Raw genomic sequence first — 19,582 nt, forward strand, 5'->3', positions numbered from 1 at the left:
ACACTCGCTTCATGCATGTCCGCCTGATTCTGGTCGCCATCATCAGTTCGGCCGTCATTGCCGCGACGGCTCCGGCCCATGCCCAGGACAAGGGCAGCGTCGAGCCGAAGGCTCTGCCGCCCTTGGCGCATCCGGACGATCCGGATACACCGGCCAAGGAGCTGTTCGCCCGCAGGATCCTGCCGTCGGCGCAACCGACCAAGGTGATTGGAACCTATAATCGCGGCTGCATCGCCGGCGCCGAGCGAATGCCGATCAATGGCGAGGGCTGGCAGGTGATGCGGCTGTCGCGCAACCGCAATTTCGGTCATCCCAACCTGATCGCGCTGCTGAAACGGCTGGCGACCCGCGCGCACAAGGATGCCGGCTGGCCCGGCATCCTGGTCGGCGACATCAGCCAGCCGCGCGGCGGGCCGGCGCTGAGCGGCCATGCCAGCCATCAGATCGGGCTCGACGCCGACATCTGGCTGACGCCCATGCCCGACCATCGGCTGTCGCGCAACGAGCGCGAGGAGATGTCGGCGGTCATGATGGTGCGGCCCGATCGCCTCGACGTCGATCCGCGCGTGTTCACGAAGGGTCACCTCGCCGTGATCCGCACCGCCGCGCAGGAGCGGTCGGTGCAACGCATCTTCGTCAACGCCGCGATCAAGAAGGCGCTGTGCCGTGACGCTAGGGGGGACCGCAGCTGGCTCACCAAAGTGCGGCCGTGGTGGGGCCACGACTATCATTTCCACATCCGCATGGTGTGCCCGCCGGGCAACCCGGACTGTCATGGCCAGACCGACCAGGAGGGCGGCGACGGCTGCGGCGACCTCGACTATTGGTTCTCGGACGCGGTGCTGCATCCGCCGCCGCCGAAAGAGCCGCCCAAGCCGCCGCAACCGATCACGATGGCGCAACTGCCGCCTGGCTGCCGGGCGGTGCTGCATGCGCCGGACGCCAAGAATTGATGCGACCGAACGACGCGACGAAGGAGTCGCAGGAGCGGCTGGATCGCTCTCGGATGACGGCACTCGCGCCGTGAGCGCGACGATCGAAGGGGATGACGGTCCCTCCAGCTCCTGTTATCGCGGTATCGAAATGCCGCGGGCCGCTACGCGGCGTAACGGTAGCGAGTCCGTCATGATCCTGATCCGTCCCGCCGCGACTGCCCTCCTCCTCACGCTGGCCGCCAGCACGGTCGCGCTCGCCGCCGAACCGAGCGGCTGCGACAAGTTCAAATGGGACATCGCGCGCGAGCGTGCCGCGCTGACCGCGGCTGACCGCCAGAAGCTTGCGTCTGGCGCCGAGATCGCCGCCATTCCTGCGACCGGCATCGTGCTGGAGCTGCGTCCGACGGCTGAGGCCAAGCTGGCGATGCCGCCGGAACGCGCGCCCAAGGACGGCACTTTCGCCGGCCTCGCGCGGATCACCGCGGCGCCAAAGGCCGGCGTCTACACGATCAGCCTGTCGGCCGCGGCCTGGATCGACGTCGTGCAGGACGGCAAGATCCTCAAGCCGGCCGGCTTCAGCGGCGCCACCGATTGCGACGGCATCCGCAAGACCATGAAGTACGAACTGAGATCGCAGCCCCTCGTGCTGCAGGTCAGCGGCGCGCCGGAGAATACGATCTCGATCGCCGTGCTGCCGGCGGCGGATTGAAGCTCAGACGCCCGCGACCGACGACCAGACACTGGCCAGCCTGCGCTTCATCCGCTCCTTGCGCGTCAGCACCGGCACATCCTCCTCGTCCTCCGGCAGGCGCAGGCCGACCACGTTGACGCGGCCGCCGGAGATCGAGCGGGCGACCAGCACGATGGTGTCGAGCGCCAGGGTCGCGCCTTCCTTCGGCGCGTTGTCGAGATGGATGTCGAAATAGTCGGCGAGCGTCAGCTTGTCCTCGCCCTCGTCGAGCTTGACGCCATAGATGCCGGCGACCTCGTCGAGCGTATGCTCGGCCGAGACCATGAAGTCGCCGAGCAGATGCGGGTCGGGCGCCGCCGACGGCGGCATGTCGACGAAGAAGCGGTCGAGCGACTCGGCCTTTTCCGGCGGTGCCAGCAGATAGAGATAGTCGCCCGGCGCGATCGGCTCGGCCTCGGGCGGCGACAGAATCTGCTCGTTGCGGATCACCAGCGTCGGCTTCGACCAGGACGGGATCAGGCCGCGGCGGAAGTACAGGCTCTTGGAGCGAATCGAATAGCCGACCAGCTGCTGCTCGAGCTGGCCGGGCAGATCGAGCTCGATGCGGCGCGGGCCCCGATCGGTGCGCGGCAGCGCCACGTGCAGCTTGCGCGCGGCCACGCCGAGCGTCCAGCCCTGCGCGAGCAGCGAGATGATCACGACCACGAACGCGACGTCGAAATAGAGATAGGCCTTGGACAGCCCGACCAGCAGCGGGATCGAGGCGAGGAAGATCGCGACCGCGCCGCGCAGGCCGGTCCAGGCGATGAACGCTTTCTCCCGCCAGTTGAAGCGGAACGGATAGAGGCAGAGAAACACCGCGACAGGTCGCGCCACCAGCATCAGCATCAGCGCAACAGCGATCGCCGGCAGCAGGCTGTCGAGCAGCCGCTGCGGCGACACCAGGAGCCCGAGCAGCACGAACATCACGATCTGGGCGAGCCAGGTCGCGGCATCGAGGAAGGTGACGACAGAGTTGTGCGCGCGGGTCGGCCGGTTGCCGACGATGAGGCCGGCAAGATAGACCGCGAGGAAGCCGGAGCCGTGGGCGATCTGCGCCATGCCGAAGATGACCAGCGCGGCCGTGGTCACGAACGGCGCGTGCAGACCCTGCGGCAGCGCCACCCGGTTGAGGCCGATGACGACGAGGCGCCCGCCGACGATGCCGAACAGCGTGCCGAGCACCGCTTCGCGGACCAGCTCGAACGCGAAATGTCCGAACGAGCCCTGACCGACCGAGATCAGCTCGACCAGCATCAGCGTGAGGAACACCGCGAACGGATCGTTGCTGCCGGACTCCGCCTCCAGCGTGGCGCCGACGCGCGGCCGCAGCCGCAGGCCCTGGGCGTGCACCAGCAGGAACACGGCCGCCGCATCGGTCGAGGCGATGACGGCGCCGACCAGCATCGCCTCGGTCCAGCCGAGGTCGAGGGCATATTTCGCCACCGGCGCGGTGATGAACGCGGTCATCAGCACGCCCACGGTGGCGAGCACCATCGAGGGCGCCAGCACGGTGCGGATGCTCTGGAAGCGCGTGCGCAGGCCGCCGTCGAACAGGATCAGCGCCAGCGCGACGGAGCCGACCAGATAGGTGGTACGGACGTCCTGAAATTCGATATGACCAGGGCCGGAATCGCCCGCCAGCATGCCGATGACCAGGAACACCAGCAGCAGCGGTGCGCCGAAGCGCAGCGCCAGCAGGCTCGACAGGATGCCGGCCATGACGAGGACCGCACCGAGGAGGATGGCAATGCTGACGGCGTCAAGGGATGTCATGAAAAAACGCTGATGAATCCGAGTTTTACATCCTTATCGTCGCCACACTTGCACGCCAACCGGATTTGCTCCTATCGCGGCGATATGCCCATTTTTCCATCCTCGGCCGTGTTCGGGGTATATTTCGCGGCAATCGCCCGTGACGAAAACGAACTAAATCCCGCTGACCCCGCCAACCCGCGCCACTGTTCCCCTCCGAGACCCCGCTGATGGACCTCGACCTGAAAGACGTTCTCGAATTCCTGCAGACCGTTGGCCGCTCGATCGGCGCCGAGGTCACCTCGCCGTGGTTCTATCTTCAACTCGGGCTGGTGCTGAGCGGCGCCGGCATTGCCTTTGCGGCACGCGCCGCCGTGCGCGCGCGCATCGACATGACTTCGCTGGCGATGGGCTGGCCGGGCCCGCTGCGGCAGCTGCTACGGGTGCTGCTGGAGAGCGTCGCCACGGTCGTGTTCGTGATCCTGATGCGGATCGCCCGCACCGGCATGTTGCTGTGGACCTGGCCGAGCCGCAGCTACCTGCTCGCCGTCGCGCTCAAGCTGGCGCTGGCTTGGCTCGTGATCCGGCTGATCACCTCGGTGATCCGCAGCACCTTCATCGTGCAGATCGTGTCGATCTCGGCCTGGCTGGTCGCCGCGCTCAGCATCATCGGCCAGCTCGACAACGTGGTCGACGCGCTCGATTCCATCTCGGTCGTGCTCGGCGGCCTCAGGCTGACGCCGCTGCTGGTGATCAAGCTCGGCGTGCTGCTGCTCGCGGTGCTGTGGCTGACCAACATCGCCAGCAATTTCGTCGAGAGCCGCATCACCCGCTCGACCGACCTGACACCGTCCATCCAGGTGCTCTTGATCAAGATGGTCCGCATGGGCCTGATGATCCTCGGCGTCGCGATTGCGATCAGCGCGGTCGGCATCAACCTGTCGGCGCTCGCGATCTTCTCGGGCGCCGCCGGTGTCGGTATCGGCCTCGGCCTGCAGCGCATCGTCGCCAATTTCGTCGCCGGCATCATCCTGCTGGCCGACAAATCGGTGAAGCCGGGCGATCTCGTCACCATCGGCGACAGCTCGGGGCGCATCAGCGCGATGAACACGCGCTACATCTCGGTCGCCGCCGGCGACGGCCGCGAGTTCCTGATCCCGAACGAGGACCTTGTCACCCAGAAGGTGACCAACTGGACCTACACCGACAAGAACACGCTGGTGAAGGTCAATTTCGGCACCAACTACGACGCCGATCCCAGGGTCGTCTGCAAGCTCGCCACCGAGATCGCGGCCGAGACGCCGCGCACCTTGAAATCGAAGGCGCCGAACTGCCTGCTGACCGAGTTCACCGAGGCCGGCATGAAGTTCTCGCTGACCACATGGATCGCCGACCCCAGCTACATGGACAGCGTCAAGAGCGAGGTGATGCTGGCCCTGTGGGAGGCCTTCAAGCGCGAGGGCATCAGGGTGCCGTATCCGGTGCGAGAGCTTCGCGTTCGCGGCGGTGCGCTGCCGGTGGAGACCACGCTGGAGGTGCCGACCGGCTAGGCGGCAGATCCGGCCGTGCACACCCGGCTTGCACCGGCCGGCACGATCATTAAATTAGGCGATCACCCCGCGACACCCCTGAGAACGAAACAGGCCCATGAACTATATCGAAGCGACCGACACCACTGCGCGCAAGAACGGCCAGATCAAGCTGCACGGCCCGAGCGGCTTTGCCGGCATGCGCAAGGCCGGCGCGCTGGTGTCGAGGTGCCTCGATGCGCTCACCGACATCGTCAAGCCGGGCGTGCCGACCTCGCGGATCGACGATTTCGTCCGCGACTTCGCCTTCAGCCACGGCGCCTATCCGGCGACGCTGATGTATCGCGGCTATCGCTACTCGACCTGCACGTCGATCAACCACGTGGTCTGCCACGGCATGCCGAACGACCGGCCGCTGAAGGAAGGCGACATCATCAACGTCGACGTCACCTTCATCGTCGACGGCTGGTACGGCGATTCGAGCCGCATGTATGGGATCGGCCCGATCGCGCGCAAGGCCGAGCGGCTGATCGAGGTCACCTACGAATCGATGATGCGCGGCATCGCCGCGGTGAAGCCCGGCGCCACCACCGGCGACATCGGCCACGCGATCCAGAGCTTCGTCGAGCCGCAGGGCATGAGCGTGGTGCGCGACTTCTGCGGCCATGGCCTCGGCCGGCTGTTCCACGACGAGCCGAACATCATCCATGTCGGCCGGCCCGGCGAGGGCGTGCTGCTCAAGCCCGGCATGTTCTTCACCATCGAGCCGATGATCAATCTCGGCAAGCCGCATGTGAAGATCCTGTCCGATGGCTGGACCGCGGTGACGCGGGACCGCTCGCTGTCGGCGCAGTTCGAGCATTCGGTCGGCGTCACCGCCGATGGCGTCGAGATCTTCACGCTGTCCGAGCGCCATGGCGAGAAGCCGCTGACGCAGGTGTGAGCGGGCTCCCTGGACGAATGGTCGCAGGGCGTCCGATTGTTGCCATGTCCGGCTGATCGACTGCCGCCTCCATCGCATGCGATTGCGGGAGGCAGCTCTGACCATCGCAACACGCCGTGGCGTTCTCGGCCTTCTCTCCGCGGGCGCAGCGCTGCTGACGCCGCCGGCGCGCGCCGCGTCGGAGACAGTTCCTGCATCGGCGAATGCCGACGATGCCTGCATCCTGACGCCGCAGTCGGAGTCGGGCCCCTATTATCTCGATCCCAAGCTGGTGCGCGCCGAGATCGCCGAGGACCGGCCGGGCGTCCCGCTCAGGCTGCGCCTTCGCGTCATCGAGGCCGGCTCCTGCGCACCGATCCCGGGCGCACGGGTCGACGTCTGGCACTGCGACGCCCGCGGCATCTATTCGGGCTATCCCGGCCAGAGCGACAATCACAAGCTCGACCAGAGCGGCAAGACGTTCCTGCGCGGCACCCAGATGGCCGATGCCGCCGGCTGGGCCGGCTTCAGGACGATCTATCCCGGCTGGTATGCCGGCCGCGCCACCCACATCCACTTCAGGGTGTTTGTCGACGAGGCCACGGTGTTGACGGGACAGACCTTCTTTCCCGAGGCGCTGAACGAGTTCATCTACACCAACGTGCCCGACTACACCGGACGGCCTAAGCAGCGGCTCGTCATCAACGCCAACGACCGCGTCGCGACCGAGGCCGATCCCGATCACCGCGCGCATTGCGCGGTGAAGGAGGAGCGCGACCATTATCTCGCGACCCTGACGCTCGCGGTGGACCGCAACCCGGCCGCCGCGGTCGAGATGCCCACCGGCAAGCTGCCGCCGGCGCCGTGGATCAAGGACCGGCTGGCGGCGCTGGTGCCCGGGCTGAGGCGCAGCCCGTTCTGATCAATCCGGCTCGGTGAACTGATAGGCCAGCGCGGCGAGCGGCAGCGCCATGCCGAATGCGGCGGCGGCCGTCCAGCCGCCATGCGCATAGGCCCACGCGCCGAGGCCCGACCCTGCAGCGCCCGCGACGAAGAAGGTGGTCATGTAGAGCCCGTTGAGTCGGCTGCGCTGGCCGGCGCCGAGCACGAACAGCACGCGATAGCCGAGAATGAGGCTGAGCTGCGCGCCGCAATCGATCGCGATGGCGGCGATCACCAGCGAGATCAACGACCAATTCGTTCCGAGCGGGACCAACAGTGTCAGCGCGAACCCGGCAGCGCACAGCACCATCGACGCAACCGTCGCGGGCCTCGTCCAGCCGCGGTCGGCGATGCGGCCGGCGACCGGTGCCATGATCGCTCCGGCGACGCCGGCCAGCGCGAACAGGGCGATGCCGGTCTGCGACATCCGGAAATCGGACCCGGCCAGCAGCAGCGGTGACGTGGTCCAGAACACGCTGAAGCCGCCGAACAGCGCGGCCTGGTAGAGCGCGCGGCGGCGCAGCGCCGGCGTGTCGCGATAGAGGTCCACCATCGAGCCGAGCAGCTGGCCATAGCTCAGCCGCGCCTGCGGCTCACGCGGCGGCAGGGCCAGGCGCAGCACGACGGCAAGGATCAGCATGGCGAGCGCCGAGGCCATATAGATGACGTGCCAGGAGGCATGGGCCGCAACGAAGCTCGCGAGCGGCCGTGCCAGCATGATGCCGAGCATCAGACCGGTGGTGACATTGCCGACGGCGCGGCCGCGGATCGCCTCCGGCGCCATATGGCCGGCATAGGGGATCAGGATCTGCACCGCGACCGAGCCGAAGCCGATCAGCAGCGCCGAGAGCAGGAATGTCGATGGGCTCGTCGCCAGGGCCGCACAGCCGAGTGCTGCGGCGCCGACGATGATGGTCGTGATGACGAGCTTGCGGTTCTCGATGAGATCGCCGAGCGGCACCACGAACAAGAGACCTGCGCCGTAGCCGATCTGGCTCATCGTCACCAGCAGTCCCGCGAGCTGCGGCCGCAGCCCGAGGTCGGCGCTGATCGGCCCGATCAACGGCTGCGCGTAATAGATGTTGGCGACGATCAGCCCGCAGGAAAAGGCCAATAACAGCGTGATCCAGGCCGACAGCGAGTCGCCGGAATCGGACGTGATGGTGGTCAACGCGGATCTCTCTCGGGCGGAAACGGCAGGCCATAGGGCCTTATGAGAACAGAGGCTGTCGAGCTGTGATTTTGCATCGCAGCATTCAAGCCCGACATAGGTGCTGAGGTCCCCCGCACCAATTCACGTCTACGTGGGCGCTGCATCGCCCAAGCCGGAGCAGAGGGAGCAGGCAATCGAGGCCGCTAGCGCATGCCACGCGCTGACGTTTCGGTCTCTTCGGTGCGCCGGCCGCCGATCAGCCGCGGCAGCAGCATCGGCACCCGCTGGCGGTAGCGCCGATAGCTCTCGCCGAACTCCGCAACCAGATCCCGCTCCTCGAGCTGCAGCCCGATCAGGATGTAGGCCGTGCTGAGGACCGCGAACAGCAAATGACCGACCGACATCTCCGGCGTGGCCCAGAACGCGAGCAGGAAGCCCAGCATCAGCGGGTGGCGCACCAGGCGATACAGCAGCGGGGTCTTGAACGGCTGCGCCGTCGCATCGGTGCCGCGGAGGGCAAGGACGGCCTGCCGCAGGCCGAACAGATCGAAATGATCGATCATGTAGGTCGAGCTGAGCGCGATGAGCCAGCCGAGCCAGTGGACGCCGGTCAGCACGGCCGCGGCGACGCCCTCGACGCGCCAGACCGGGATCGGGATCGGACGCCATTGCCAGAACAGCAGCAGCAGGATCACGCTGGACAGCAGCACATAGGTGCTACGCTCGGCCGCCGCCGGAATGATGCGCGTGAACCACCGTTTGAAAGCCGGACGCGCCATCACGCTGTGCTGGGCCGCAAACAGCGCCAGCAGCAGCACGTCGACGACGACGGCCTCGGTCACGGTGCCGGACACGCCCACGTCGATCGACTTGGCCGTGAGATAGTTGTAATTGCCGACGAAACCGACCGCCCAGACGAACGACCCAAGAAAGACGGCATAGCTCGTGATGGCGTAGAGCATGATGAGGAGACGTCCGGACATGAATGTTTCCTTGTTGCATCGAGGACGGCATGGCCGTGATCGAGACGCCCCATCCTGGGATCGTTCACGTCCCGCGCGAGCCTGAGCCTTACCAATCGACCGTCCCCCGAGCGTCCCCCGGACGCAGCCATGCAGGTCGCACGACAATGGTTCAGTTCCGCGTCCGGACATTCGGCTTTCCCGAGCTGCATCGCGACGGCCAGCCATGCCCGCTGTCGCTGCGCAAGGGCCTCGCTCTGCTGGTCTATCTGGCGGAGGCCAAGGGCCCCGTCGCGCGGGACGTTCTGGCGACGATGCTCTGGCCCGAGAGTTCCGAGGAGGTGGCGCGGGCGCGACTGCGCCGCCTGCTGCACCGGCTCCAGCTCACGCTCGGCGACGGCTGCCTCACCATCGATCGCGCGACGATTCGGTGGGCGGCCGCGGTCGAGCTGGAGGTCGAATCCGGGCTGTTCGAAACGGCCTGCGACCGCGGCGAATTCGAGCTGGCCTGCCGCCTCTATGCAGGTGACTTCCTCGACGGCTTCACGCCCGGCGATTGTCCGCAGTTCGAGGAATGGGCCTTCTTCCGGCGCGAAGCCTTGCGCGGCCGGGCGGTCCAGGCGCTGGAGCGCGTGGTGCAGGATCGCAGCGCGGCCGGTGACCATGCCGCGGCGGCGGCCCACGCCCGGCGCCTCGTCGCGTTCGATCCGCTCAGCGAGGTCTATGGCCGCGCCCTGATCCGCAGCCTGCTGCTGGCCGGCGACCGCGCCGCCGCCGAGCGTCATCTCGACGCCCTGACACAGCGCCTGCGCGACGAGCTCGGCGTCTCCCCCGAACCGGATACGCTGGCGCTGCTGACGCAGGGCGTCGCGGCGCAACGCGAGAGCGCGCCGCCGACGCGCTATGTCCTGGGCGACGGCGTTCATCTGGCCTATCAGACCTACGGCACCGGTCCTCTGGACATCCTGCTACTGCCCGGCTTCGTCTCGCATGTCGAGCGGATCTGGGAGGAGCCGCGCTGTCGGGCCTTGCTGTCCGCGCTCGCCAGAATCGGCCGTCTGATCCTGTTCGATCGCCGCGGCATCGGGCTCTCCGACCGGGTCGGTTTCAGCCCCAGCGTGGAGGCGACGGCGCGCGACATCGCGACCGTGCTCGACGCCGCCGGCAGCCGGCGCACGGTGCTGCTCGGCGCCTCCGAGGGCGGACCGGCCTGCATCACCTTCGCGGCCGACCATCCCGAGCGTGTCGCCGGGCTGATCCTGTTCGCCTCGCTGGCCAAGGGCAGCGCGACATCAGACTATCCGCATGCGCTGCAGGCCGGCCAGTACGGCATCTGGCTGCGACAGCTCGTGGCCGAATGGGGCGGACCGGCGGGCATCGAGACGTTCGCACCGAGCCTGGCCGGCGATCCCCAGGCGCGGGCCTGGTGGGCCGGACTGCTTCGCGCGGCATCCAGCCCCGGCGCCATCAAGGGCCTGCTCGAAGCCTTCAGGGATATGGACGTCCGCCACCTGCTCGCCCGGGTCTCTGCACCGACCCTGGTGCTGCACCGACGCCGTGACCGCGCCGTACTCGTCGGGGCCGGGCGACATCTCGCCAGCCATATCCGTCACGCGCGCTTCGTCGAGCTCGACGGCGCCGACCATTGGATGTTCGCCGGCGATCAGAGGCCCGTCCTCGCCAGCATCGAAGCCTTTATCGGCAGTCTGCAGCCATAAGCAGGATCGCCCGGACGAGATGGACGTCGTCCGGTGCTGCTCACGCTCGTGATCCTGTTCGGCCTCGGGCGGCTGCTGTTCTGGCTCGGCTATGCCAGGGGCGCGGCGGGCCGCGCCTTCGGCGTTGCGCTCACCTTCTACCCCACAGCGTTCTCGCTCATCATCGGCCTCATCCTCGTGCTGACCGGGCGCGCGGCCTAGCAAGGCGCGCCCTGCGGCGCGCGAGCACTTCGAGGTTGCAAAAATGCGGCATCACGGCATGCTGACGCCGATGCCCGAGAAAGCCCCTCCTCCCAACGATACGCCGCCGGACACGCCGCACTATCACGGCCACCGGCAGCGGCTGCGCGAGCGCTTCCACAGCGCCGGCCCCGACGCGCTCAACGACTACGAGCTGCTGGAGATGGTGCTGTTCGCCGCGCTGCCGCGGCGCGACGTCAAGCCGCTGGCGAAGGCGCTGCTGAAGACGTTCGGATCGTTCGCCGAGGTGATCCACGCGCCGGAGCCGCGGCTGCGCGAGATCGACGGCGTCGGCGACGCCTCGATCACCCAGCTCAAGCTGATCGCCGCCGCCGCGCACCGCATCGCCAAGGGCGAGGTGCGGCAGAAGCACGCGCTGGCGTCATGGCAGGACGTCATCACCTATTGCCGCACCAGCATGGCGTTCGCCGACAAGGAGCAGTTCAGGCTGTTGTTTCTCGACAAGCGCAACCAGCTGATCGCCGACGAGGTGCAGCAGACCGGCACCGTCGATCACACGCCGGTCTATCCGCGCGAGGTGATCAAGCGCGCGCTCGAATTGTCGGCCACTGCGATCATCCTGGTGCACAATCACCCTTCGGGCGATCCGACGCCGTCGCAGGCCGACATCCGGATGACCAAGACGATCGTGGAGATCGCCAAGCCGCTCGGCATCACGGTTCACGATCACATCATCGTCGGCAAGAACGGCCACACCAGCCTGAAGAGCATCGGGGTGATGTGAAGGCGCGACGCCGACGAGACGACGCATGCAGCGTGCCGCGGTCGGAGCCGCCAAAAGATCGCCGCGGGATAGACGAAACGTCGGGCCGCGTTGAACCGGCCGTCTTCCCACGTCGGCTAATGCTGGCGAAGCGTGGAGAGGAATGACGGATGCGCGCGGCCTTCATCGGACTGATCCTTGGCGTCCTGACCGTCACGGCGGCGGCTGCCTACGACGCCAACGATCCCGCCAATTGCAATGGCATCGGCTGGGACGATGCGCGGCCGCTCGTCGTCGCCAAAGTGAGCGGCCAGCCGCGCGTGAATTTCGTCAAGAGCCCCTATGACGATGATTTCAAGGCCGCAGGCTGTCCCGCTGCGACCGACGCCTGCCGGAAGAAGGCGTACCTCGTCGGCGACGACCTCGTGCTGGTCGGCAGGACCCACGGCGATTTCGTCTGCGTCAGCTACCAGGCGCCGCGTGCGAAGGCCCAGATCTGGACCACCGGCTGGCTGCCGCGCGCAACCCTCACCACCGTCCCGCCAATGGCCGCGCCGGCAATGTCCGACTGGGCCGGAAGCTGGGAGCATCCGGGAGGGGGACTGACGATCAGGAAAGAGGCCGGCAACCGGTTCAGGATCGAAGGCGATCAGGTGCTGCCGGCCGGTCGCGAGTTGCGCAACGGATCGCTCGGCGCGACGGCAGAGCCCAAGGGCGGCCTCATCGCCTTCGTCGACGACGGCAGCACGCCGTTCGATCGGCCGAATGCCGGCGACGAGTGCCGCGTGCGTCTGCAGCGCATCGGCGCGCTTTTGCTGGTCGAGGACAACAATGATTGCGGCGGTGCCGGCGTCAGCTTCACCGGACTCTATCACCGCAAGTAGCCGCTGACGGCTTACGCCCAGCGACGCGCCATCGCCACACAGACGACGACGATTCCGGCTGCGGCGATCATCGTGGCCGACACCGGCTCATGCAGCAGCAGGCTCGCGAAACCGAGGCCGAGGAAGGGCTGCAGCAATTGCAGCTGGCCCACCGTCGCAGTGCCGCCGCGCGCGAGCCCGCGGTACCAGAAGGCGAAGCCGATGAACATGCTGAAGACGGAGACATAGGCGAGGCCCAGCCACGCCGCGGCCGTGATGTCATGTGACGCGCCGGGTAGCGTCAGCACCGCCATCGACAGCATCAGCGGTGCGGACAACAGCAGCGCCCACGAGATCACCTGCCAGCCGCCGAGCCGGCGCGTGAGCATGGCGCCCTCGGCATAGCCCAGGCCGCAGACGATGATCGCGGCGATCATCGCGAGATCGCCGATCGGCGCCGCGACGCCGTCCTGCGACAGGGCGAAGCCCGAGACCGCCGCAGCGCCAAGGGCTGCGAACAGCCAGAACAACGGCCGCGGCCGCTCGCCGCCGCGCAGCACGCCGAACAAGGCGGTCGACAGCGGCAGCAGACCGACGAACACGATCGCATGGGCCGAGGTGATGTGCTGGAGCGCGAGCGCCGTGAGCAGCGGAAAGCCGATGACCACACCGAGCGATACGATCCCGAGCGACACCAGATCACGCCGGCCGGGCAGCGGCTGCCGCAACAGCAAAAGACAAAGCGCAGCCAGCACGGCCGCGAGCGTCGCGCGTGCGCCCGTCAGGAACAGCGGCGCAAAGCCCTCCAGCGCCGCCCGCGTGGCCGGCAGCGAGCCGCTGAAGATCGTCATGCCGACGATGCCGCTCCCCCAACCTTCGATCAATCCCTTCATGCACCGCTCCTCCTCGCAGATCCCATAGCCGGATCGGGCTTGTTGCGGCAGTCACAGACCGATACAATTTCGACATTCTGTATTGATGCAGGAGGCAATACACTTTGGAATCAAGGGCGCTCGAGTCCCGCCGAGACGGCACGCGGACCACCGCCGTGGTCGATGCGATCCGGCAGCGTCTGGCGACGCGCGCGCTCGACGTCGGCCAGCGCCTGCCGTCGATCCGCGCCTTCGCCGCGGCGATGGGCGTCTCGCCGGCCACCGTCGTCGAGGCCTATGACCGGCTCGCCGCCGAGGGGGTCATCCGGGCCCGGCGCGGCTCCGGCTTCTATGTCGCCGACACGGCGCTGCCGCCGCTGGCCCTCGCCGATCGCGAGCCGCGCCGGCCGCGCGCGGTCGATCCGTTCTGGGTGTCGCGGCAGTCGCTCGACGCCGGGCCGGGAACGCTGACGCCCGGCTGCGGCTGGCTGCCGGCCGAGTGGATGCCGCAGGACGCGCTGCGGCGCGCGGTCCGCGCGCTGGCGCGCGGCGGCGGCCCAGTGCTGAGCGACTACGGCGCGGCGCGAGGATCGGCGGCGCTACGACGGCTGCTGCAGGGCCGCCTTGCCGGCCTCGGCATCGACGCGTTCAGCGAGCAGCTGGTGCTGACCTCGTCCGGCACGCAGGCGATCGACCTGATCTGCCGCATGCTGCTGCGCCCCGGCGACGCCGTGCTTGTCGACGATCCCTGCTACTTCAATTTCCTGGCGTTGCTGCGCGCGCATCAGGCGCGGATCGTCAGCGTGCCGATGACGCCGGGCGGACCCGACGTCGCGCGGTTCGAGGCGATGCTCGCAGCCGAGCACCCGCGGCTCTACATCACCAATTCCGGCCTGCACAATCCGACCGGCGCGACGCTGTCGCTGCAGACGGCGCACCGGCTGCTCAACGCCGCGGTGGCGCATGACACGATCATCGTCGAGGACGACATCTACGGCGATTTCGAACCCGAGCCGTCGCCGCGGCTCGCCGCACTCGACGGGCTGACGCGGGTGATCCTGGTCGGCAGCTTCTCCAAGACGCTGTCGGCCTCGGTGCGCTGCGGCTACATCGCCGCGCGCGCCGACTGGATCGAGCCGCTGATCGACCTGCAGATCGCGACCGGCTTCGGCGGCCCCGGACAGTTCGCCGCGGAGACACTGACCCAGGTGCTGACCAGCGGCAGCTACCGCAAGCACATCGAGGAGCTGCGCGCTCGGCTTGCGCGGGCGCGGCCACGCGTGGCAGCACGGCTGCAGCGCATCGGCATCGCGCCCTGGCTGATGCCGCGCGGCGGCTTTCATCTGTGGTGCAGGTTGCCGGACGGCTGTACGGCGATCGAGGTGGCCCAGGCCGCGCTCGAGGAACATGTGGTGCTCGCGCCCGGCGACGTCTTCAGCGCGGCGCAATCCGCCGCGACGATGATGCGCTTCAACGTCGCGCATTGCGAGGATCCGCGCGTCATCCACGCGCTGGAGCGCGCGACCAAGCCACCGGCCGCGCGTTCGTCGCGCCGCCAAGCAGCCAATTCGGCCGACGGATAAGGCCTAGTAGCAGTAGCGCGGGTGTGCGCGGACCCATGACCCGTCGCCGCGCTGCAAATAGCAGCCATTGCGATAGGAATAATAACCGCCACGACGGCGCTCGCCATCGGCCGCAATTGCAGCTCCGGTGCCGGCCCCGATCACGGCGCCGATCGCAGCGCCCCGGCCGCCGCCGATTGCGCCGCCCAGGATCGCTCCGCCGGCGCCGCCGAGGATCGCTCCGCCGAGCACGTCCTGCGCAGCAGCCTGATGCACCGGCGCGACGACGGCGAGCGTGAGCAGCGCCGCAGCGCCAAGGCGGGTAGCAAAGGGAATCCCCAGACGTCGGATCATGAACAGGCCTCCGTTCCGGGCACGCTAGTCCGCCCGGCGTGGCCGTTCTTGATGCAGATCAAGGCGACCTCAAGGCAGGGCAATCCCCGGCGTTGCCACGTGACGCATCATGCCGCCACGCGCTGATCCTGCGTGCGGTCCTCGATGATGCTGAGCAGATATTTCGGCTCGCCCTCGCCGATCGAGACCGGCAGCCGGCGCACGACGATGTCGCGCGGACCATTTCCGGGTGTGAGGATGCTATGGGCTCGCGGCTCATCGTCGCCGCGCCCTGCGAGCTGTTCGCGGGCGGCTTCTTCGAGGATCGCGCCGGTCGGCGCGGAGAACAGTTCGCCCGGCGTGCGGCCGATGATGTCGGTGCGTGGCACGCCGAACAGACGCTCGGCGGCGCGATTGACGAACATGTAGCGCAGCGACTGCGCATCCTTGGCCAGCACCGCCTGCGGGATGTTCTCCAGCAATGCGGCGAGGAAATATTCGGCGCGCGCGAGCTTGCGCTCGGCACGGCGCTGCGCGGTGAAATCCTCATGCGTCGCGATCCAGCCGCCGCCGTCCATCGGACGCTCCGAGATGCGGATGATGCGGCCGTCGGCGAGCTCGACCTCGACGACCTCGGCCCTTCGCTCCTTCATGCGCTCCCGTAGCGCGGCGAGGAACTCCGACGGCTTCTCACGCAGCAGGCCGAGCTTGGCGCGGTGCGCGAGGATCTCGCGCACATGCGCACCGGGCTTCGCAACCGAGGCAGGAACGCCGTACAGCTCGCGGTACTGCTCGTTGACCATCAGCACGTAGCCGAAGCTGTCGAGCATGATCAGGCCCTGGGCCATGTTGGCGACCGCGGCATCCAGACGCTGCTGGTTGCTGAGCGCGCCCTGCTCCAGCCGCTCGTGCTCGCGCAGGATGTCGGCGTGCTGGCGCTCGATCTCGACCTCGTGCTGCTCGAGCTCCTGAATCCGGAAGGCGCCGTTCTGGAAAGTCTCCACCGCATGGGCGACTCGTCCGATCTCGTCATGGCGCCGCGCATGGGGAATCTTGAGCTTGATGCGGCCGGCGGCGATGCGATCGGTGACGCGGGCGATGTCCAGCAGCGGCATCAGCACGCCCCAGCGCAGCGCCAGCGCCGCGACCGCGATCAGCACGATGATCACCGCCCCGAGCGCGCCCAGATAGAACGCGGCCATACCGCGCGCGTCGGCCGCCTCGCCGAGCTCGCGGGTGCGGTCGGCATAGAGCCGCGACAATTTCTCGAGGTCCTCGTTGAGCGCGGTGCGCACCGCGCGGTTCTCGTCATTGTCGCCGAGCTCGCGCGCCGCCGACGAACCGACCGAGATCGTCTGCCGCGCCATCTCGGTGCGGAATGCGACGAACTGATCGATCCGCTTCCTGAACGGGGCGAACAGCGCGGCGTCGTCATCTGTGACCCGGCTTTCCCATTCGTCGACCACCTTGCTCAGCTGCGCAATCTTCGCAAGCTGCGAGTCGGCGTAGCGCCGCGCGACGGTGCGGTCCAACGACATGTAGATGCCGCGCGATTCCATCACGACCGCGTAGATCAGCGCGTTGGTGCGCTCGATGTTGCGGGCCGCAATGGAAAGCGCTTCGAGCCGGTCGTAGAACAGGCGCTGCTCGCGCAGCGCCGACAGCGCGCCCAGTGTCGACAGCATCACCAGGACGGCGAACGCGGCCGCAGCCGCAGAGATCTTGTCGTTGAGGCTGAACGACGGCAGCGACCTGTTGAACCGGCGCAACAACTCACGCATGGCGGGCCCCCTCGATGGAGTACAACCATCAGACGCAAGATGCGTAAACAACAAGTTCCAATTGGTGGAACAGGCACGTAACCGACCGTTAACCAAATCCGATGCCGGAAGAGGCTTGCCCGACGCGCGGCAAGGGCGCTCAACGGCGCGCGTCTCGCCCTACTGCCTGAGCATGATCAGCGGATTGGCGCTGTCGGGCACCAGCCGCCACTGCGCATTGTCGTCCGCCTCGAACCGCCAGGTCTCGCCGCGATCCGACATCAGCATCATCTGGCCGTGCTCGAGCCGCCACTGGCTCGGCGCGAACGCTGCGATCATGGGGTCGCATTTCGGCTTCACGAACACCTGGAAATTGTCGTGGCCGGCGTCGTTGTTGGTCAGCACCAGGCTGCAGATCGTGGCGCCATTGCCGCGGACCATGGCCCAGTCGCCGATCATCTGGTCCATGGATTTCGCCAGCGACCGCGCCGCCGCCAGGTTCTGCAGGATGTAGACGCCTTCGCCCTGGCGCAGGCCCTCGAAGATGCCGGCCTCGACCTCGGTGAAGTCGATCACCGCCTCGCCATTGGCTGCCTGGAGACTGACGATGTCGAGGCCCTTCACGTTCCAGCCGGCGATGTCCTTGGTGAAGGGCAGCGCGGCGGCACAGCCCGGCTCCAGTTCGAGCTTCTGCCCACGCGGCGCCGCGTCCGGCTTCAAGGTCACGACGCAGGTCTTGCTGCGCTCGGTGGTCGCAAGCTCCCACTGCCCGATCATCGCCTTCTTCAGGCCGGCGGCGTCCTGCGCAACGGCGGGGACGCCCGCCACTGACGACAGCAGCGCGATCAGCATTGGGAGCGAACGTTTCATCAGCGGCCTTTCACCGGCGTTTCCGGAACGGGCGTCAGCGGCGGCTTGCCGGCAAACCAGACCTTGAGATTGTCGACCACCAGCTGATCCATCGCGTTGCGGGTTACGATGGCAGCCGAGCCGATGTGTGGCAGCAGCACGACATTGTCCATCGCCTTGAGCGCGTCGGGCACCGCCGGCTCCTTCTCGAACACGTCGAGGCCAGCCGCCAGGATGGTGCCGGACTTCAGCGCCTCGACCAAAGCCTGTTCGTCGATCACCGAGCCGCGGGCGACGTTGACGACGACGCCGCGCGGTCCGAGCGCCTTCAGCACCTCGGCATTGACGATCCTGTTGGTGCCGGCGCCGCCGGGCACGATCACGATGAGCGTGTCGACGTCCTTCGCCATCGCGAGCAGGTCGGGATAGTGCTTGTTGGCGACACCGGCCGCCGGATTGCGCGAGTGATAGACGACGGGGACCAGCGAGGCTTCGAGTCGGCGCGCGATCGCCTGGCCGATGCGGCCCATGCCGACCATGCCGACGGTGCGGTCGCGCAGCGAGCCGACGCTGAGCGGATAGGGCTTCGACGTCCACTCGCCGGAGCGCACGAAGCGGTCGGCCTTGATGAACTCGCGGCAGGTGGCGATCAACAGGCCCATCGCGACGTCGGCGACCTCCTCGGTCAGGACATCGGGCGTGTTGGTGACGATGATGCCGTGCTGACCGGCATGGGCGGCCGCGATATGATCATAGCCGACGCCGAAGCTTGCGATCATCTCCAGCTTCGGCAACATCGCCATCACGGCGGCATCGGTCTTCACGGTGTGGAAGGTCACGGCGACGCCGCGGATCCGCCCTTTCACGTCCGCTGGCAGCGCTTCGAGATCGGCCTGTGTCGTCGCATGGTGCACGGTGAAGCTGTCCGGGAAACCCTTTTCCAGGATCGGCCGCAGCGGCCCATAGATCAGAACATCGATCTTGTCTGACGAAGTGGCCGCCATCAGTTGTCCTTTCCAAGAGCACTTTCGTGCCAGCGCCGCAAAACGAGGTGCGAAACTAGCGCCAGCAAGCCATAGATGACAATCCCGGCGACCGACAGCAGCACCAGCGCGGCGAACATGCGGGGTATGTTGAGACGATAGCCGGATTCTGCGATGCGATAGGCGAGGCCTGATCCCGCGCCGGCGCTGCCCGCGGCGATCTCGGCGACGACGGCGCCGATCAGCGACAGGCCGCCGGCGATGCGCAGGCCGCCGAGAATATAGGGCAGAGCGGCGGGCAATTTCAGGTGGCGCAATGTCTGCCAGCGCGAGGCGCCGTAGAGCTGGAACAGGCCAGCGAGATTGCGATCGACCGAGTTGAGCCCGAGCGCGGTGTTGGACAGCACGGGGAAGAAGCCGACGATCCAGGCGCACACGACCACCGCGGTCTGCTGCGGCAGATAGATCAGGAGCAGCGGCGCGACCGCGATCACGGGCGTCACCTGCAGCACCACGGCATAGGGAAACAACGCCCATTCCAGCCATCTCGACTGGTTGAACAACAGCGCCAGCGCTATGCCGCCCAGCGCGGCAGCGATGAAGCCTTCGAGCGTCGTGATCAGTGTCGTCAGCAGCGACTGCGCCAGAATGTCCCAGTCGGCAACCAAGGTCTTCAGGATGAGCAGCGGCCCCGGGAGCACATAAGGCTGGATGCCGTTGACGCGCACCACCAACTCCCACGCCGTCATC

Annotated in this window: 19 protein-coding genes; 10 read left to right on the top strand and 9 right to left on the bottom strand. The window is 67.6% G+C overall.

Annotation, left to right across the window (positions count from 1 at the left end):
- Positions 1–11: 11 nt before the first annotated feature.
- Both mepA and QX070_RS03870 read left to right on the top strand, forming a co-directional pair.
- The gene (gene mepA / locus QX070_RS03865; protein ID WP_315735718.1) at positions 12–953 is read left to right on the top strand and encodes a penicillin-insensitive murein endopeptidase; all 942 of its coding nucleotides are present in this window, start codon (positions 12–14) and stop codon (positions 951–953) included.
- Between the two features lie 172 nt (positions 954–1,125).
- On the top strand, positions 1,126–1,644 hold the full coding sequence (locus QX070_RS03870; RefSeq protein WP_315735011.1) for a hypothetical protein: 519 nt from the start codon (positions 1,126–1,128) through the stop codon (positions 1,642–1,644).
- Positions 1,645–1,647: 3 nt separating this feature from the next.
- Here QX070_RS03870 and QX070_RS03875 read toward each other — a convergent pair whose 3' ends face one another.
- Positions 1,648–3,441, bottom strand: coding sequence for a potassium/proton antiporter (locus tag QX070_RS03875; RefSeq protein ID WP_315735013.1), 1,794 nt, complete (start codon positions 3,439–3,441; stop codon positions 1,648–1,650).
- Positions 3,442–3,650: 209 nt separating this feature from the next.
- Here QX070_RS03875 and QX070_RS03880 point away from each other — a divergent pair, with 209 nt between their 5' ends.
- The 3 genes from QX070_RS03880 (at position 3,651) to QX070_RS03890 (ending at position 6,793) form a co-directional block, all read left to right on the top strand.
- Positions 3,651–4,970, top strand: coding sequence for a mechanosensitive ion channel family protein (locus QX070_RS03880; RefSeq protein WP_315735015.1), 1,320 nt, complete (start codon positions 3,651–3,653; stop codon positions 4,968–4,970).
- A gap of 97 nt (positions 4,971–5,067) precedes the next feature.
- Entirely contained in the window at positions 5,068–5,892 is an 825-nt protein-coding gene (map, locus tag QX070_RS03885) for a type I methionyl aminopeptidase (RefSeq protein WP_315735018.1), read from the top strand.
- Positions 5,893–5,989: 97 nt separating this feature from the next.
- A complete protein-coding gene (locus tag QX070_RS03890; protein WP_315735720.1) occupies positions 5,990–6,793 on the top strand; it encodes an intradiol ring-cleavage dioxygenase in 804 nt (267 codons plus the stop codon).
- Here QX070_RS03890 and QX070_RS03895 read toward each other — a convergent pair whose 3' ends face one another.
- Together QX070_RS03895 and mddA are read right to left on the bottom strand one after the other, a co-directional pair.
- Positions 6,794–7,984: an MFS transporter gene (locus QX070_RS03895; protein WP_315735020.1), complete on the bottom strand. Its 1,191-nt coding sequence runs from the start codon at positions 7,982–7,984 to the stop codon at positions 6,794–6,796.
- Positions 7,985–8,169: 185 nt separating this feature from the next.
- Positions 8,170–8,949 (bottom strand): methanethiol S-methyltransferase, encoded by a 780-nt coding sequence (mddA, locus tag QX070_RS03900; protein WP_315735022.1) that lies wholly within the window; start codon positions 8,947–8,949, stop codon positions 8,170–8,172.
- Between the two features lie 146 nt (positions 8,950–9,095).
- Here mddA and QX070_RS03905 point away from each other — a divergent pair, with 146 nt between their 5' ends.
- The 4 genes from QX070_RS03905 (at position 9,096) to QX070_RS03920 (ending at position 12,494) form a co-directional block, all read left to right on the top strand.
- Positions 9,096–10,646 carry an alpha/beta fold hydrolase gene (locus QX070_RS03905; protein WP_315735024.1) on the top strand — a complete coding sequence of 517 codons (1,551 nt, stop codon included), beginning with the start codon at positions 9,096–9,098 and terminating at the stop codon, positions 10,644–10,646.
- A gap of 33 nt (positions 10,647–10,679) precedes the next feature.
- The gene (locus QX070_RS03910; RefSeq protein WP_315735026.1) at positions 10,680–10,847 is read left to right on the top strand and encodes a hypothetical protein; all 168 of its coding nucleotides are present in this window, start codon (positions 10,680–10,682) and stop codon (positions 10,845–10,847) included.
- A gap of 70 nt (positions 10,848–10,917) precedes the next feature.
- The gene (gene radC, locus QX070_RS03915; RefSeq protein WP_315735722.1) at positions 10,918–11,631 is read left to right on the top strand and encodes a RadC family protein; all 714 of its coding nucleotides are present in this window, start codon (positions 10,918–10,920) and stop codon (positions 11,629–11,631) included.
- Between the two features lie 149 nt (positions 11,632–11,780).
- Entirely contained in the window at positions 11,781–12,494 is a 714-nt protein-coding gene (locus QX070_RS03920; RefSeq protein WP_315735028.1) for a hypothetical protein, read from the top strand.
- Positions 12,495–12,505: 11 nt separating this feature from the next.
- Here QX070_RS03920 and QX070_RS03925 read toward each other — a convergent pair whose 3' ends face one another.
- Positions 12,506–13,366 (bottom strand): DMT family transporter, encoded by an 861-nt coding sequence (locus QX070_RS03925; RefSeq protein WP_315735030.1) that lies wholly within the window; start codon positions 13,364–13,366, stop codon positions 12,506–12,508.
- 155 nt (positions 13,367–13,521) lie between these two features.
- On the opposite strand from QX070_RS03925, the gene QX070_RS03930 reads away from it, so the two are divergent.
- Entirely contained in the window at positions 13,522–14,928 is a 1,407-nt protein-coding gene (locus QX070_RS03930; protein WP_315735032.1) for a PLP-dependent aminotransferase family protein, read from the top strand.
- A gap of 3 nt (positions 14,929–14,931) precedes the next feature.
- On the opposite strand, the gene QX070_RS03935 is transcribed toward QX070_RS03930, so the two are convergent.
- The 5 genes from QX070_RS03935 to QX070_RS03955 form a co-directional block, all read right to left on the bottom strand.
- Positions 14,932–15,261, bottom strand: coding sequence for a hypothetical protein (locus QX070_RS03935; RefSeq protein WP_315715302.1), 330 nt, complete (start codon positions 15,259–15,261; stop codon positions 14,932–14,934).
- Positions 15,262–15,368: 107 nt separating this feature from the next.
- On the bottom strand, positions 15,369–17,021 hold the full coding sequence (locus tag QX070_RS03940) for a PAS-domain containing protein (RefSeq protein ID WP_315735034.1): 1,653 nt from the start codon (positions 17,019–17,021) through the stop codon (positions 15,369–15,371).
- Positions 17,022–17,180: 159 nt separating this feature from the next.
- On the bottom strand, positions 17,181–17,777 hold the full coding sequence (locus tag QX070_RS03945) for an AprI/Inh family metalloprotease inhibitor (RefSeq protein WP_315735724.1): 597 nt from the start codon (positions 17,775–17,777) through the stop codon (positions 17,181–17,183).
- Between the two features lie 92 nt (positions 17,778–17,869).
- Positions 17,870–18,853 (bottom strand): 2-hydroxyacid dehydrogenase, encoded by a 984-nt coding sequence (locus QX070_RS03950; protein ID WP_315735036.1) that lies wholly within the window; start codon positions 18,851–18,853, stop codon positions 17,870–17,872.
- Entirely contained in the window at positions 18,853–19,581 is a 729-nt protein-coding gene (locus QX070_RS03955) for an ABC transporter permease (protein WP_409997693.1), read from the bottom strand. The genes QX070_RS03950 and QX070_RS03955 overlap by 1 nt, the downstream gene beginning before the upstream one ends.
- Position 19,582 lies beyond the last annotated feature (1 nt).

It is taken from the genome of Bradyrhizobium sp. SZCCHNR1093 (genome assembly GCF_032381175.1).
GTDB lineage: Bacteria > Pseudomonadota > Alphaproteobacteria > Rhizobiales > Xanthobacteraceae > Bradyrhizobium.